The 14131-nt window shown below is 74.3% G+C and carries 14 protein-coding genes; 11 read left to right on the forward strand and 3 right to left on the reverse strand.

Going from position 1 to position 14131, the window contains the following annotated elements; genetic code table 11:
• Positions 1-95: 95 nt before the first annotated feature.
• The 4 genes from ABZ858_RS16890 (at position 96) to ABZ858_RS16905 (ending at position 5033) form a co-directional block, all read left to right on the forward strand.
• On the forward strand, positions 96-1742 hold the full coding sequence (locus tag ABZ858_RS16890; RefSeq protein WP_361378116.1) for an amidohydrolase: 1647 nt from the start codon (positions 96-98) through the stop codon (positions 1740-1742).
• Between the two features lie 129 nt (positions 1743-1871).
• Positions 1872-2855, forward strand: coding sequence for a sphingomyelin phosphodiesterase (gene sph, locus ABZ858_RS16895; protein ID WP_361378119.1), 984 nt, complete (start codon positions 1872-1874; stop codon positions 2853-2855).
• Positions 2856-3030: 175 nt separating this feature from the next.
• Complete coding sequence (locus ABZ858_RS16900) at positions 3031-3708, forward strand: helix-turn-helix domain-containing protein (protein ID WP_361378122.1); 678 nt, start codon at positions 3031-3033, stop codon at positions 3706-3708.
• The gene (locus ABZ858_RS16905; protein ID WP_361378124.1) at positions 3705-5033 is read left to right on the forward strand and encodes an MFS transporter; all 1329 of its coding nucleotides are present in this window, start codon (positions 3705-3707) and stop codon (positions 5031-5033) included. The genes ABZ858_RS16900 and ABZ858_RS16905 overlap by 4 nt, the downstream gene beginning before the upstream one ends.
• Here ABZ858_RS16905 and ABZ858_RS16910 read toward each other — a convergent pair.
• Positions 5008-5334, reverse strand: coding sequence for a DUF3237 family protein (locus ABZ858_RS16910; RefSeq protein ID WP_361378126.1), 327 nt, complete (start codon positions 5332-5334; stop codon positions 5008-5010). The genes ABZ858_RS16905 and ABZ858_RS16910 overlap by 26 nt on opposite strands.
• On the opposite strand from ABZ858_RS16910, the gene ABZ858_RS16915 reads away from it, so the two are divergent.
• The 3 genes from ABZ858_RS16915 (at position 5299) to ABZ858_RS16925 (ending at position 7948) form a co-directional block, all read left to right on the forward strand.
• On the forward strand, positions 5299-5607 hold the full coding sequence (locus ABZ858_RS16915; RefSeq protein WP_361378822.1) for an ABC transporter permease subunit: 309 nt from the start codon (positions 5299-5301) through the stop codon (positions 5605-5607). The two genes, ABZ858_RS16910 and ABZ858_RS16915, sit on opposite strands and share 36 nt — an antisense overlap.
• Before the next feature lie 252 nt (positions 5608-5859).
• Entirely contained in the window at positions 5860-6360 is a 501-nt protein-coding gene (locus tag ABZ858_RS16920) for an ATP-binding cassette domain-containing protein (protein WP_361378825.1), read from the forward strand.
• Positions 6361-6469: 109 nt separating this feature from the next.
• Positions 6470-7948, forward strand: a complete 1479-nt coding sequence (locus tag ABZ858_RS16925; RefSeq protein WP_361378128.1) for a glutamate--cysteine ligase — start codon at positions 6470-6472, stop codon at positions 7946-7948.
• Positions 7949-8011: 63 nt separating this feature from the next.
• Here ABZ858_RS16925 and ABZ858_RS16930 read toward each other — a convergent pair whose 3' ends face one another.
• Positions 8012-9124 (reverse strand): hypothetical protein, encoded by a 1113-nt coding sequence (locus ABZ858_RS16930; protein WP_361378130.1) that lies wholly within the window; start codon positions 9122-9124, stop codon positions 8012-8014.
• Between the two features lie 60 nt (positions 9125-9184).
• On the reverse strand, positions 9185-10114 hold the full coding sequence (gene bla, locus ABZ858_RS16935; RefSeq protein ID WP_361378132.1) for a class A beta-lactamase: 930 nt from the start codon (positions 10112-10114) through the stop codon (positions 9185-9187).
• An 82-nt stretch (positions 10115-10196) separates the two neighbouring features.
• Here bla and ABZ858_RS16940 point away from each other — a divergent pair, with 82 nt between their 5' ends.
• From ABZ858_RS16940 to ABZ858_RS16955, 4 genes are all read left to right on the forward strand, one after another.
• Positions 10197-11231, forward strand: a complete 1035-nt coding sequence (locus ABZ858_RS16940; protein ID WP_361378135.1) for a LysR family transcriptional regulator — start codon at positions 10197-10199, stop codon at positions 11229-11231.
• Positions 11228-12193: a serine hydrolase gene (locus tag ABZ858_RS16945; RefSeq protein ID WP_361378138.1), complete on the forward strand. Its 966-nt coding sequence runs from the start codon at positions 11228-11230 to the stop codon at positions 12191-12193. Before ABZ858_RS16940 ends, ABZ858_RS16945 begins: the two co-directional genes overlap by 4 nt.
• Before the next feature lie 102 nt (positions 12194-12295).
• Positions 12296-12424 carry a hypothetical protein gene (locus ABZ858_RS16950; RefSeq protein ID WP_361378141.1) on the forward strand — a complete coding sequence of 43 codons (129 nt, stop codon included), beginning with the start codon at positions 12296-12298 and terminating at the stop codon, positions 12422-12424.
• Between the two features lie 105 nt (positions 12425-12529).
• Positions 12530-13867, forward strand: a complete 1338-nt coding sequence (locus ABZ858_RS16955; protein ID WP_361378144.1) for a dicarboxylate/amino acid:cation symporter — start codon at positions 12530-12532, stop codon at positions 13865-13867.
• Positions 13868-14131 lie beyond the last annotated feature (264 nt).

A 14131-nucleotide genomic window follows, 5' to 3' on the forward strand; every position in this document is an offset into this window, starting at 1 on the left:
GCCCGCCGACCCGCGCCCAAGAGCAACAGCAACAGCAACAGCAACAGCAACAGCAACAGCAACACCGCACACCGCACCGACTGGAGAACCCGATCGTGACTGCCCCCTCCCCCGCCCAACTGGTCCTACGCAACGCGCGCATCCACACCGTGGACCCGGCGCTGCCCTCGGCCGAGGCGCTCGCCGTCCGCGACGGCCGCATCGTGTGGCTGGGCTCCGACGCGGACGCCGCGGCGTGGACCGGCCCCGGGACCGAGGTGCTCGACGCGGGCGGGCGGCGGGTCCTGCCGGGCTTCGTCGACGCGCACAACCACGTACGGCTGGGCTCGGACGCCGAGTGCGTGCAACTGGCCGGGGCGCGCTCCCTCGCCGAGGTCACCGCCCGTATCGCCGCCTGGCGCGAGCGGCACCCCGGCGCCGGGTGGATCGAGGCGGAGGGCTTCGACTACTCGGTCCTGCCCGACGGCCGGATGCCCCGGGCGGCGGACCTGGACGCGCTCACCGGCGACACCCCCGCCTTCGTCCTCAGCTACGACGTGCACACCATGTGGCTCAACAGCGCGGCCATGGCCCGCCTGGGCGTCACCCGCGGCTGCGGCCCGCTCCCGTTCGGCGTACCCGAGACCGACCCGGACTCCGGCGAACCCACCGGTTTCGTCAAGGACTTCGCGGTGCGCGGCCTCTCCCGCGAGGGGCACCGGGCGCTGCGCGAGCTGGGGGTACCGTGGGCCTCGGCCGAGCGGCAGTACGGACGGCTGGTGAACAGCCTGGACGACGCGATCCGCTTCGGCATCACCACCGTCGTGGAGCCGCAGAACTCCCTCGACGACCTGGAGCTGTTCGAGCGTGCCCGCAAGGAGGGGCGGCTGCGTTCCCGGCTGGTGGCCGCGCTGTTCCATCCGCGCGGCACCACCGAGGCCGACCTGGACGAGTTCGCCGAGGCCGCGCGCCGCTTCGACGACGAGCGGATGCGGGTGGGCCCGCTCAAGCTGTACATCGACGACGTGGTCGAGCCGCGCACCGCGGCCCTGCTGGAGCCGTACACGGGCTGCCGGCACCGCGGGGACACCTTCTACCCGCCGGAGGAGTTCGCCGGGCTGCTGGCGCGGCTGGACGAGCGCGGCTTCCAGTGCTTCGTGCACGCCACCGGTGACCGCGGCATCCGCACCGTGCTGGACGCGGTCGCCCGGGCCCGGGCGGCGAACGGCCCGCGCGACGCCCGGCACCAAGTGGTCCACGTGGAGTGCTGCGACCCGGCGGACGTGCCGCGTTTCGCGGAACTGGGCGTCGTGGCCTGCATGCAGCCGCGCCACTGCGCCCCGGAGATCGCCGGTCCCGGCCAGGACTGGGCGCGGAACGTCGGTCCCGGGCGGTGGCACAAGGCGTGGCCGATGCGCAGCCTGCACCGGGCGGGGGCCACGCTGGCCTTCTCCAGTGACTGGAACGTGGCGGAGATGGACCCCATGATCGGCCTGTACACGGCGGTCACCCGGCGTCCGCTGGCGGGCGGCGAGCCGTGGATGCCGGAGGAGACGGTGGACGTGGAGACCGCCGTGCGCGCCTACACGATGGGCTCGGCGTACGCGAACTTCCTGGAGCACGAGCGGGGTTCGCTCTCCGTCGGCAAGGTGGCCGATCTGGTCGTGCTCTCCCGTGACGTGCTCGCGGCCGAGCCGGCCGACATCCCGGGGACGGTGTGCGAGATCGTCATGGTCGGCGGTGAGGTCGTCCACCGGGCCTGAGTCCGAGCGGGCGGTGCGGGGGTGTGGCCGGCGCTTCATCCCCCGCCCGCACAGGAGTTACCCGGTGGTAATTCCCGGTGGTTGGATGGCGACGCCGCCCCGCCCCCCCTCATCCCACCGGGAGATCCAGTGACGTCCTTCGTGCCGCGCCGCGCCCTGGGCGCGCTGGCGCTCGCCCTCGCCCTGCCCGCCGCCACGGTGGCGGTCGCGTCGCCCGCGGCGGCGGTCGCCCCGGCCCCGTCGCTGCGGGTGCTGACGTACAACACCTTCCTCATGAGCCGGAACCTCTACCCGAACTGGGGTCAGGAGCACCGGGCCGCCGAGATCGCGAAGGCGCCCTTCTTCCACGGCGACGACGTCGTCGTCCTGGAGGAGGCGTTCGACAACTCCGCCTCGGACACCCTGAAGAGCGGCGCCGCGGCCGAATACCCGTACCAGACACCGGTGGTGGGCCGGAGCAGGAGCGGCTGGGACGCGACCGGCGGGGCGTACTCGGCGACGACGCCCGAGGACGGCGGGGTGACCGTGCTGAGCAAGTGGCCGATCGTGCGTGAGGAGCAGTACGTGTACCCCGACGCGTGCGGCTCGGACCGGTGGTCGAACAAGGGGTTCGCGTATGTGGTGCTGAACGTCGGCGGCACCAAGGTGCATGTCGTCGGCACCCACACGCAGTCCACCGACCCGGGGTGCGGCGCGGGGCAGGCGGCGGCGGTCCGCGGCCGGCAGTTCAAGGCGATCGACGCCTTCCTCAAGGCCGAGAACATCCCGGCCGGCGAGGAGGTGATGGTCGCCGGTGACCTGAACGTCGACTTCCACGGCGGCGAGTACGCCTCGATGCTCGCGGACGCCGGGCTCGTGGCCGCCGACGCGCGCACCGGCCATCCGTACTCCTTCGACACCCAGGAGAACTCGATCGCCCGCTACCGCTACCCGGACGACCCGCGCGAGGACCTCGACCACGTGCTGCACCGCGCCGGTCACGCCCGGCCCGCCGGGTGGACGAACGAGGTCGTCCAGCAGGAGTGCGCGCCCTGGACGGTGTCGAGCTGGGGCACCTCCTACACGTACACCGACCTCTCCGACCACTACCCGCTGACCGCGTACGCCGGATAGGGCGCGCCGGGTAGGGCGCACGGCCACGAGTGCCGGACGACGGCGGGAGGGTGACCGGCGGGAGGGTGACTGACGAAAGGGACCCACGGGGGTACGCGGACATGGCCAGAAATCGCCAACAGTTCTTCGCGAAGAAGTCTTTGCGAAGAACTGTTCGCGGTCTAGAGTGCGCGTCATGACGGACACGAATGCGGGGAAGGACGCGCCCCGGCCCGCCGTGGACGCGGTGGTCCTGGACGCCAAGGGGCTGCGTGCCATGGCGCATCCGGTGCGGGTCCGGCTGATCGGGCTGCTGCGCAAGCACGGTCCGTCGACGGCGACGCGCCTGGCGGAGCGGCTGGGCGTGAACTCCGGTACGGCCAGCTACCACCTGCGCCAGCTCGGCGCGGCCGGTTTCGTCGAGGAGGACACCGAGCGCGGCAACGCCCGGGAGCGGTGGTGGCGTGCGGTGCACCAGATGACCGAACTCAACGACCGGGACCTCGCCGAGCGGGAGCCGGAGGCCACCTTGGCCTATCTCCAGTCCGTCGCCGCCGCCCACGCCCTGCGCGCGCAGCAGGCGCTGAACGAACTCCAGACGACGCCCCGCGCCTGGCGGGACACCTACGACATGAGCGACTGGGCCCTGCGGCTCACCCCCGAGGAGGCCGGCGCCCTGCGCCGCGAGCTGCACGCCGTCGTCGCCCGCTACCGGCCGGACACGCCGGAGGCGGCGGCCGACGCCCCCGAGGGGGCCGAGCGGATCGGTCTCGTCACGCATCTGCTGCCCGAGCTGGACACGCCCGCCCCCTCCGCCCCGGCGGACTCCGCCGACGGCCAGGAAGCGGCCGGGGCAGGGCTCTTGGAGTCATGAGGAGAACCGTCGCCGGGACCGGCGGCATACCCACCGGGCGGACACCGCGGCCGCTGGCGGGTGTGCTCACCGCCACCGCCGTCTCGCTGACCGGCACGCGGATCTCGGCCGTCGCGCTGCCCTGGTTCGTGCTGGTCACCACAGGCAGCGCCACCCGGACCGGCCTGGTCGCCTTCTGCGAGATGACCCCCTATGTGCTGGTCAAGGCGTTCACCGGTCCGCTGGTGGACCGGCTGGGACCCCGGACCGTGTCGTGGACCGCGGATCTGGTCAGTGCCACCGCCGCCGCGGCCGTCCCGCTGTGCCACGCCCTGGGGGTGCTCTCCCTGCCGCTGCTGCTGGCCCTGGTCGCGGTGGTCGGGGCCGCGCGCGGCCCCGGCGACCTGGCCAAGGGGGTCATGGTCCCGGAGGCCGCCGACCGTGCCGGGGTGCCGCTGGAGCGGGCGACCGGGCTGGCCGGGGTGACCGAGCGGCTGGCGTCCACACTCGGCCCGGCGGCCGGCGGCGCGCTGGTGGCCGCGCTCGGCCCCATGACGGGCCTCGTCGTCAACGCGGCCTGCTTCGCGCTGGGTTCGGTGGTGATCGCGCTGTCGCTGCCCCGCGGCATGGGAGGTGCCGCCGAGTCGGCCGCCACCGCGGAGCGGACCTACTGGCGGCGCTTCGGCGAGGGCCTCACCTTCCTGCGGGGCGAGCCGCTGCTGCTCACCGTCATCGTCATGATCGGGATCACCAACCTGCTGGACGCGGGGTTCAGTTCGGTGCTGATGCCCGTCTGGGCCGAGCGGTCGGGCCGCGGCCCGAGTGCGATCGGCCTGATGGGCAGTGTGGCGGGGGCCGCGGCGGTCGGCGGCAGCCTGATCGCCGCGACGGCCGCGCACCGGCTGCGGCGCCGGGTCGTGTTCTTCACCGGCTTCCTGCTGGCCGGGGCACCGAAGTTCCTGGTCCTCGCCTCGGGTGCGCCGATGGCGGCGGTCCTGGCGGTGTTCGCGGTCGGCGGTTTCGGCGCGGGCTTCCTCAACCCCGTCCTGGGCGCCGTCCTGTTCGAACGGGTGCCCCGGCACATGCTGGGCCGGGTCAACGCGCTCGGCGACTCGCTGGCCTGGGCCGGCATCCCGCTCGGCGGACTGCTCGCCGGGTGGGCGGTGGCCGCCGCCGGACTGGTGCCGATGCTCCTGGCCTGGGGCAGCGCGTACTTCCTCACCACCAACCTGGCCGGACTGCGGCCGGAGTGGCGCGAGATGGACCGGGCGGGCACGCGGCCCGGCCATGCGCGGGCGGATGCGGACGAGAAGGCACCCGCTACCGCAGCGCGTACAGGCGGATGACGACGACGTCGTCGCCGTCGGGCCGGGCCAGGCCCACGAACACGGTCTCCGCGAGCCGGCGGTGGGCCGGGGCGTCCGTACGGAAGACCGGTGACGTGCGGTAGTAGTGACCGGCGTGCGTGACGTGCAGTGTGCCGTCGTACTGGTCGGGGCTGCCGGGGGCGGGATGGCAGAAGCCGCGGTCGGCGATGTCGATGACGGCGCCGTCCTCGGCCGCGCGGCCCCGCGCGAGCGGCGCCTGCCGTACGTCGCGGCGCTGACGCTGCTGGGACTTCCGGGGTGGCGGGTCTGCCCGCGCCATCTCGTGCCCGATCTGCTGCCGCTGGTCCTGGTGCAGGTGACGACGTCCTTCGGGTACATCCTGCTCGACGTGGCCGCGTTCTCCTTCATCGGCCTGGGCGTCCGGCCCCCGGACGCCGAGTGGGGGCTGATGGTGGCGAACGGCGCCTCCGGGATCCTCGCCGGGCGGCCCGAACAGGCGCTGTACGCGGGCCTGGTGATCGTCGTGTTCGTGATCGCCTGCAATCCGCTCGGCGGCGCCCTGTCCCGACGGCTCCTGGGAGACGACCGATGACCGCCGCCCCGCCCGCCCTGCTGGAGATCGACTCCCTCGCCCTCACCCTGCCGGTGCGCGGCGAGCCCCGTACCGTCCCGCACCGGGTGGACCTGGCCGTCCCGGCCGGCACCGCGCTCGGGCTGGTCGGCGAGTCGGACTCCGGGAAGTCGCTGACCGCCCGCGCGGTGCAGCGGCTGCTGCCGCCGGGCGCGCACCGCGGGCGACATCCGCTTCGACGGTGTCAGCGTCCCCGCGACGGCACCGGCCGCGCTGCGCCGGCTGCGCTCCCGGGAAGCCGCCATGGTCTTCCAGGACCCCCGCGCCCACATCAACCCGGTGCGCACCGTCGGGGACTTCCTCACCGAGGGCCTGGTCACCACCGGCGGCGCCCGCCGGAGGGACGCCGAGGCGACCGCGACCGCGCTGCTGTGCGACGTGGGCGTGGCCGACGCGTCCCGCAGGCTGCGCCAGCGGCCCTCGGGGCTGTCCGGCGGCCTGCTCCAGCGCGTCATGATCGCCGCCGCGCCGGCGACCGGGCCCCGGCTGCTGCTGGCCGACGAGCCCACCACGGCGCTCGACGTCACCACGCAGTCGGAGGTGATGGCCGTCATCGAGGAGAGCCGCGCACGGCGGGGTCTGGCGACGCTGTTCCTCACCCACGACCCGGCGCTGGCCGCCGCGGTCCGCGACCGGATCGCGGTCATGGAGGACGGCCGAGCGCCGGGCCGGAGCGGCCTTGCCGGTCCCGTCCTCCCGGACCGCCCCGCCTGACCCCCATGCTGCCGGGGCGCCCGCGCCCCGGCCCCGCGTGGTCGGGGTCGCCCGGGGGTGCGACGCTGGGGTGGAGAGGTGTCCGAGGAGAGGCAACCCGGGAGCGCCGATGGGACGGGACGTCCCGGCCATGGTCTTCACCCGTGAGGACCGCCGCCGGTACCGGATCAAGATGCAGGAGTGCCTCGACGCGTTCGCGCTGATGCTGCGCGAGTCACGGTTCGACTCCGAGCGGCCCCAGGTGGGCCTGGAGATCGAGCTGAATCTGGTCGACGACCGGGCGGAACCCACGATGCGCAACAGCGACGTGCTGGCGGCGATCGCGGACCCCGCCTGGGCGACCGAGCTGGGCCGGTTCAACCTGGAGACCAACATCCCGCCCCGTACGCTGACGGCGGGCGGCCCCGACGCCTGGGAGTCCGAGATCCGGGCGGCGCTGAACCACGCGGACGAGCGCGCCGGGTCGGTGGGCGCCCATCTGATCATGATCGGCATCCTGCCCACGCTGCGGCAGGAGGACGTCGGCCACGCGGCGCTCTCGGAGAACCCCCGCTACCGGCTGCTCAACGACCAGGTCTTCGCGGCCCGCGGCGAGGACCTGCACATCGAGGTGGACGGCGTCGACCGGCTGCGGACCTACGCGGACACGATCACCCCGGAGGCCGCGTGCACCAGTACGCAGTTCCATCTCCAGGTGTCCCCGGAGGAGTTCGCCGGCTACTGGAACGCGGCCCAGGCGGTCGCCGGGGTGCAGGTCGCGCTGGCGGCCAACGCGCCGTTCCTGTTCGGCAGGGAGCTGTGGCACGAGACCCGTATCCCGCTGTTCGAGCAGGCCACCGACACCCGGCCGCAGGAGATCAAGGTGCAGGGGGTGCGGCCCCGGGTGTGGTTCGGGGAGCGGTGGATCAACAGCGTCTTCGACCTGTTCGAGGAGAACCTGCGCTACTTCCCGGCGCTGCTGCCGCTGTGCGAGGAGCAGGACCCGGCGGAGACGCTGGACCGGGGCGACGTACCGGAGCTGGCGGAGCTGACCCTGCACAACGGCACGATCTACCGCTGGAACCGCCCGGTCTACGCCCTCGCGCAGGACAAGCCGCACCTGCGGGTGGAGAACCGGGTCCTGCCCGCCGGGCCGACCGTCGCCGACACCCTCGCCAACGGGGCCTTCTACTACGGCATCACCCGGGCCCTGGTGGAGGAGGACCGGCCGGTGTGGTCGCGGATGTCCTTCTCGGCGGCCGAGGAGAACCTGCACACGGCGGCCCGGCACGGCATCGAGGGGCGGCTGTACTGGCCCGGCATGGGCGAGGTGCCGGTGCCCGAACTCGTCCTGCGGCGGCTGCTGCCGATGGCGCACCGGGGACTGGAACTCTCCGGCATGGACGCGGCCTGGCGGGAGCCGCTGCTCGGCATCATCGAGCAGCGGTGCGTGACCGGCCGCAACGGGGCGGTCTGGCAGAAGGAGATGTTCCACCGCCTGGACGCCTCCCTGCACGCCGGCCGCCACGAGGCCCTGCGCCGGATGACCCAGCTCTACATGGACTACATGCATCTGAACGCCCCGGTCCACACCTGGCCGGTGGACTGACCGGGGCGGCGGGGCCGGTCACCCCCGTGCGGGCGCTCCGGGCGCCGCCCCGGCGGAGCGCGGTCAGCGGGCGGTCACCGTCAGGTAGGAGGTCCGCCTGACGCGGCCGTGGTGGCTGACGACCGTCACGGGGTAGCGGCCCGGCTTCAGCCGGGCACGGACGGTGGCGGTGCCGCGGTAGCGCGGGGAGTCGCCGTCCGACGCCTTGCTGTCGTCGGCTTCGAGGCGCAGCGCGCGGGTGAAGGCCGGGGAGAGGGCGGTCAGCCGGCCCTCCTCGCCCTGGTCCGGGTTCTCGTCGTGCCACATGACCGAGACCAGCCCGCCGCGGTGGACCGTGAGGCCGTGGCCCGGGGCGTGCCTCCGGTAGCCGGTGCCCGGGGCGTACAGGTCGGGGCCGGTCACCCGGCCCAGGTAGTCGCGGTCGCCGGGGCGGGCCGCGCGCACGGTCAGCCGCTTCTGCGCGACGCGCCGGCCGTGCGGGCCGTACAGGTCGAAGGCGTACGAGCCGTCCGGCAGGGCGGTGCGCAGGATCGGCGCGGCCGTGAACGAGCGCGGGTTGTGGAACTCGTACCGGTCGCGGCCCAGGCGCACCGGCCCGGACAGCGCCGCGGACCGTACGGTGAAGCCGGTGCCCCGCTCGCCGGGGAACAGGTCGTCGAAGCCCAGCCACACCCGCTCGCCGGGCCGGGACGGGTCCGAGCCCGACACGGTGAAGGACGGCCGCCGGGAGCGCACCACCTGGACGCGGTCCCGGGCGACGACCCGGCCCGCGACGGCGACCGTGAGCGGGTACCAGCCGGGCTCGGCGGTCGTGGCGACCGCGGGCGCGGCCTCGAAGGCGCCGTAGCGCTGCCAGCGCAGCCGTACGGGTCCGTCGAGGGCCGGGGAGGCGGCGGTGACCCCGTCCTCGCCCTGCTCGCTGGCGAGGCCCTCGACGCGCACTCCGAGCAATTGCCCGGGGCGGGCCTCGATCTGGCCGTCCAGCAGCAGGGTGACCCTCGGGAGGGCGGCGGCGGGTGTGCTCGCGGCCTGGTGCGCGCCGTGTGCCGGGGTGCCGGGATCGCGGGGCGTGCCGGTGCTTCCGGTCTCGTCGGCGCAGCCGCACAGCACGAGGCCGGCCACCGCGACCCAGGCCAGCCTGGACCAGTTCATCGTGTCCCCCAGTCGCTCGGTCACCCGGGAAGACGTCGAGAGGGCCCCGCCGGTTGTCTGCCGGCGGGGGCCTGGTCCCTCCGGTCACTCCCCCGGTGCGAGGATGCGCGCGACGACCGCCGCCGCGTCGGCGATCAGTTTCTCGTCCACGGGGGCGTCCTCGGCCGGTTTCCTCGTCAGCACCGCGAGGGCGATGGGGGTCCCCCGGGTCGTCCAGGCGACGCCCACGTCGTGGGCGGACGCGTAGTCGCCGGTGCCCGTCTTGTCCGCGACGGTCCAGCCCTGGGGCAGTCCGGCGCGGAAGCGCGCGCCGCTCGTGGTGGTGCCCTTCAGCCAGGTGACGAGCTGCCGGCGGGCGGCGCCGTCCAGCGCCTGTCCCAGGGCCAGCTGTTCGATGTCGCGGCCGATCCGCTCCGGGGTGGTGGTGTCGCGCGGGTCGCCGGGGACGGCCGCGTTCAGGTCGGGTTCCCAGCGGTCGAGGCGGCTGACCGGGTCGCCGAGCGAACGGAAGAACCGGGTCAGGCCGGCGGGGCCGCCGAGCCGGCGCAGCAGCAGGTTCCCGGCCGTGTTGTCGCTGCGCTGGATCGCTGCGGCGCACAGGTCGCCCACGGTCATGCCGGTGTCAAGGTGTGCCGCGGTGGTCTCCGAGTTCGACAGGATGTCGGCGGGCGGATAGTGGATCACCTTGTCGAGGGGGGCGCAGTCGCCGTGGTCGCGCAGGACGGCCGCGGCGGCGAACGCCTTGAACGTCGAGCACATCGCGAAGGGTTCACCCGCCCGGTAGGAGACGGTCCCGCCGGTGCGGAGGTTGTGGGCGTACACGCCGAGGCGGGCCGCGTAGCGCTGTTCGAGGTCGCGCAGCCCGTCCTCGGCGCGGCGCGCTCCGGCGGGCGTGGCCGCCGCCGCGGCGCCGGCCGCCGCCGCGGGCGCGGTCAGGGCCGTGGAGAGGGCGGCGCCGGCCCGCAGCAGGCGGCGCCGGGGCATGAAGGTGGCACGTGAAGCGTCACTGGTCATGCGGGACAGCGAAGCAGCCGGACTCCACTCATGTCCAAGAGTGAACTTTGAACGCGGCATAACTTATTGATATGACTGCTGGATGGACCTCCTCGCCCACCTGGAGGCGTACGTCGCCGCCGTCGACGAGGCGAGCTTCTCGCGCGCCGCCGACCGGCTCGGCATCGCCCAGCCCCTGCTCAGCCGCCGGGTCAAGACGCTGGAGGAGCACTTCGGCGGCCTGCTCTTCGACCGCTCCCGACGGCAGGTCACCACCACCGAGCTGGGGGTCCTGCTGCTGCCGTACGCCCAGGACGTGCTGGAGCGGGCCCAGCGGCTGCGCCGTGTCGCGCACGAGGCCCGGCAGTCGGCGGTGCGGGTGGTCGGGGTGCCCGCGGACTGCGCTCCGTCGGCCCTGGCCCGGGTCATCCGGGCCGGCGCGGAGCGCGGCGTCACCCTCGGCGTGCGGCAACTGCCGCCGCAGGAGCGGGAGTCGGGCCTGGCCGACGGCTCGCTGGCGTACGCGCTGGTCCGCGTCGCCCCGGAGGGCGCTGCGCTGCGGGTGCCGCTCGGCCTGGCCCGCGCGGCGGCGCCGGAGGCGGAGCGGGACGGGCGCGGGTCCGGTGCGGGCGGTGCCGTCCGGCCGGTGCACCTGGAGGACCTGCGGCCCCGGCGGGGACAGGGCGCGGCGCCCGGGCCGCGCGGCGCCCTGCCGGTGCTCACCCTGGCGGAGGAGGAGGTCCCCGTCGCGCGCGACCGGCTGGGCCGGGCCGCCGCCCGGGCCGGGCTGCCCGAGAACCTGCTCCGCCCGGCCGGGCCGGTGGCGACCGCGCTCGCCGAGACCCTGGCCGGGCGGGCGACGCTGCTGTGCGCCGAGCCGTTCGCGCGGCTGCACGGCGCCCGCTGGGCCGCGCTGGCCGACACGTCGCTGCACCGGGGTTACGTCCCGGGCGCCGCGCGGCGCCCGCACGGCACGGCGGATGTGCCGGGCTGGCTGGTGGCGCTGCTGGCGGCCGGCGTCGGAGCCGTACCGGATCCACCGGACGCACCGGACGTGCCGGGGGCGTCGGCCGGGGCGCGTTCCGGGGTGGCGGGCGAGGGCGAGGACGCCCCGGCGCGGCTGGCGGCCCGCGGATGAGCGCCGGACCGGCCGGCGCCGCGCGGACGAGCGCCGGCGCCCCGCACCGCCCGGCCCTCGTCGCCGGTGACGGTGGCCTGCTCGACGCCGCCGAGGCCGTCGCCGCGGACTGGGCGGCGCTGGGGGTGCGCGGCTCGTTCCTCGCGCGCCACCTCGACACGGGCGAGCAGCTCGGTTTTGACATCGACGAGCCGCTGCCGCTGGCCTCGGTGGTCAAGGTCCCGCTCGCGCTGGTCGTCCTGGACCGGATCGCGAGCGGCGGCCTGGACGCCGCGCGGCCGGTGGTGCTCGATCCGGCCACGAGCAGTGTCGGGCCCACCGGGCTCGCCGCGTTCCGCCACCCGGTCACCGTGGCCGTCGGCGATCTGCTGGTGTCGATGCTCTCGGTGAGCGACAACGCCGCCGCCGACGCGCTGTTCGCGCTGGTGCCGCCGGCCGAGGCCGACGCCCGGCTGCGCGCCTGGGGGTGCGCGGGCATCCGGGTACGGCACCGGATGAACCGTATGTTCGAGTGCGCCGCCGGCGCGGCCGGCAACGACTTCTCGCTCGCCCTGGAACTGGCCGTCCGCGACGAGAGCACCGGGCGGCACACCATCGAGACGCTGGACCCGGCGCACGCCAACACCGGCACCGCCGCCGCCCTGGTCGCCCTGCTGGAGCGCGTGTGGCGGGACGAGATCGCCGGGCCCGGGGCGACGGCGGAGCTGCGCCGGATGATGGGGGCGCAGGTCTTCACCCACCGGCTGGCGAGCGAACTGCGCGCCGACACCCTCCGGGTGAGCGGCAAGACCGGGACGTTCCTGCACCTGCGGCACGAGATCGGGGTGGTGGAGGCCGCCTCGGGCGACCGGGTGGCGATGGCCGCGCTCACCCGCTCCGACCGGCGGGCGGGCCTGGCGCCGGACATCGACCTGGCCATCGGGACCGCGGCGCGGGACGCGTTCGAGGCCCTGCGCCGCTGAGCGCCGTCCCGGCCCGCCCGGCCCGCGCCGGCGGCCGGATCGGAACGTCTTTCCAAAGACTCGCTTTGATGTTCTCAAAGTTCAAGTGTTAACGTTCCTGTCATGAAGACAGCAGCCGCGCACCGCGCCGACGCCGCACCGCGCGCCGGCCGCACCGCCATGGGCGTTCTGCTCGTGGCGCGCCTGCACGTCGATCTCTGCCGCTGCATGTCCGCGGCTTGTCGCGCCTGATCGCGAACTCCCCGATGCAGCGGCGCCGTTGACACACCCTCACGGCCGCCGCTCCCGTACGTCCCGCTCGTCCCCGCCCTAGCGCGCCACCACTGGAGTGTGTCCGTGTCCGCGAACACCAGCGATCCGCAGCCCGCGAAGCCCCGCTTCCGGATACCCGTCCCCTTCTGGGGCCAAGTGCTGCTCGGCCTCGTCGTCGGCCTGGTCCTCGGCTTCGTCGCCCGCACCTACGACGTGTCCTGGCTCGCCACCACCCTCGACAAGGTGGGCGGCATCTTCGTGCAGCTGCTGAAGCTGGCCGTGGCCCCGCTGGTGTTCTTCGCGATCATGGTGTCCATCACCAACCTGCGGAAGGTCAACAACGCGGCCCGGCTGGCCGGCCGCACCCTGCTCTGGTTCATGATCACCTCGCTGATCGCGGTGGTCATCGGTCTCGCCATCGGCCTGATCTCCAACCCGGGCTCCGGCTCCGACCTCACCCCGGCCGACGGCGCCAAGCCGGACCACGCGGGCAGCTGGCTCGACTTCCTGACCGGGATCATCCCGACCGACGTCGTCACCCCGTTCACCGAGCTGAACGTCCTGCAGATCGTCTTCATGGCGGTCGTGGCCGGCATCGCCATCCTCAAGATCGGCTCGAAGGCGCAGCCGATCCTGACCCTGTCCGAGTCCATCCTGGAGCTGCTGCAGAAGGCCCTGTGGTGGGTGATCCTGCTCGCGCCGATCGGCTCGGCGGGCCTGATCGGCCGCGCGATCGTGAAGTACGGCTGGAACCTGCTCGGCAACTACGCCACCTTCACCGCCGACATCTACATCGGCTGCGCCCTGGTCCTGTTCGGCGTCTACCCGCTGCTGCTGGCCACCGTCGCCAAGCTGAACCCGCTGCAGTTCTTCAAGGGCGCCTGGCCCGCCATCCAGCTGGCGTTCGTCTCCCGCTCCTCGGTCGGCACCATGCCGGTCACCCAGCAGTCGGCGATCCGCCTCGGTGTCCCGAAGGACTACGCCTCCTTCGCCGTGCCGTTCGGCGCGACCACGAAGATGGACGGCTGCGCGGCGATCTACCCGGCCATCTCCGCGATCTTCGTGGCGCAGATCTTCGGCGTCCACATGGGTGTCAAGGAGTACGTGCTCATCGCCTTCGTCTCGGTGATCGGCTCGGCGGCCACGGCCGGCCTGACGGGCGCCACGGTCATGCTGACCCTCACCCTGTCCACCCTCGGCCTGCCGATGGAGGGCGTGGGCCTGCTGCTCGCGATCGACCCGATCCTGGACATGATGCGCACCGCCACCAACGTCGCCGGACAGGCCCTCGTCCCGGTCCTCGTCTCCGCCCGCGAGAACATCCTCGACCGGGTGAAGTACGACAACGCCACGGCCTCCCCGGTCGAGGACGTGGAGAGCGTCTACAGCGAGCCGCAGCCGGCCACCCCGGCCGCCGCCTGATCCCAGGCCGCCCGCCCGCCTCACGCGCGCGCCGCCTCCCGCTCCGGGAGACGGCGCGCGCGTTCGTCCGTGCGTGTCGTGGGTGACGGCGAACGGCCCCCGCCGGGAGGTTCCCGACGGGGGCCGACCGCTGTCCGGGCAGGGACCGGCCGCTGCCCGACGCGCACTCCAGGCGGGCGCGTTCCCGATACGCTCCGGGCGAGCACGTCCCCGCGCGCTCCAGGCGCACGCGTCCCCGGCACACGCTCCAGGCAGACGCGTCCC

The organism is Streptomyces sp. NPDC047017 (assembly GCF_040644175.1).
Lineage (GTDB): Bacteria > Actinomycetota > Actinomycetes > Streptomycetales > Streptomycetaceae > Streptomyces.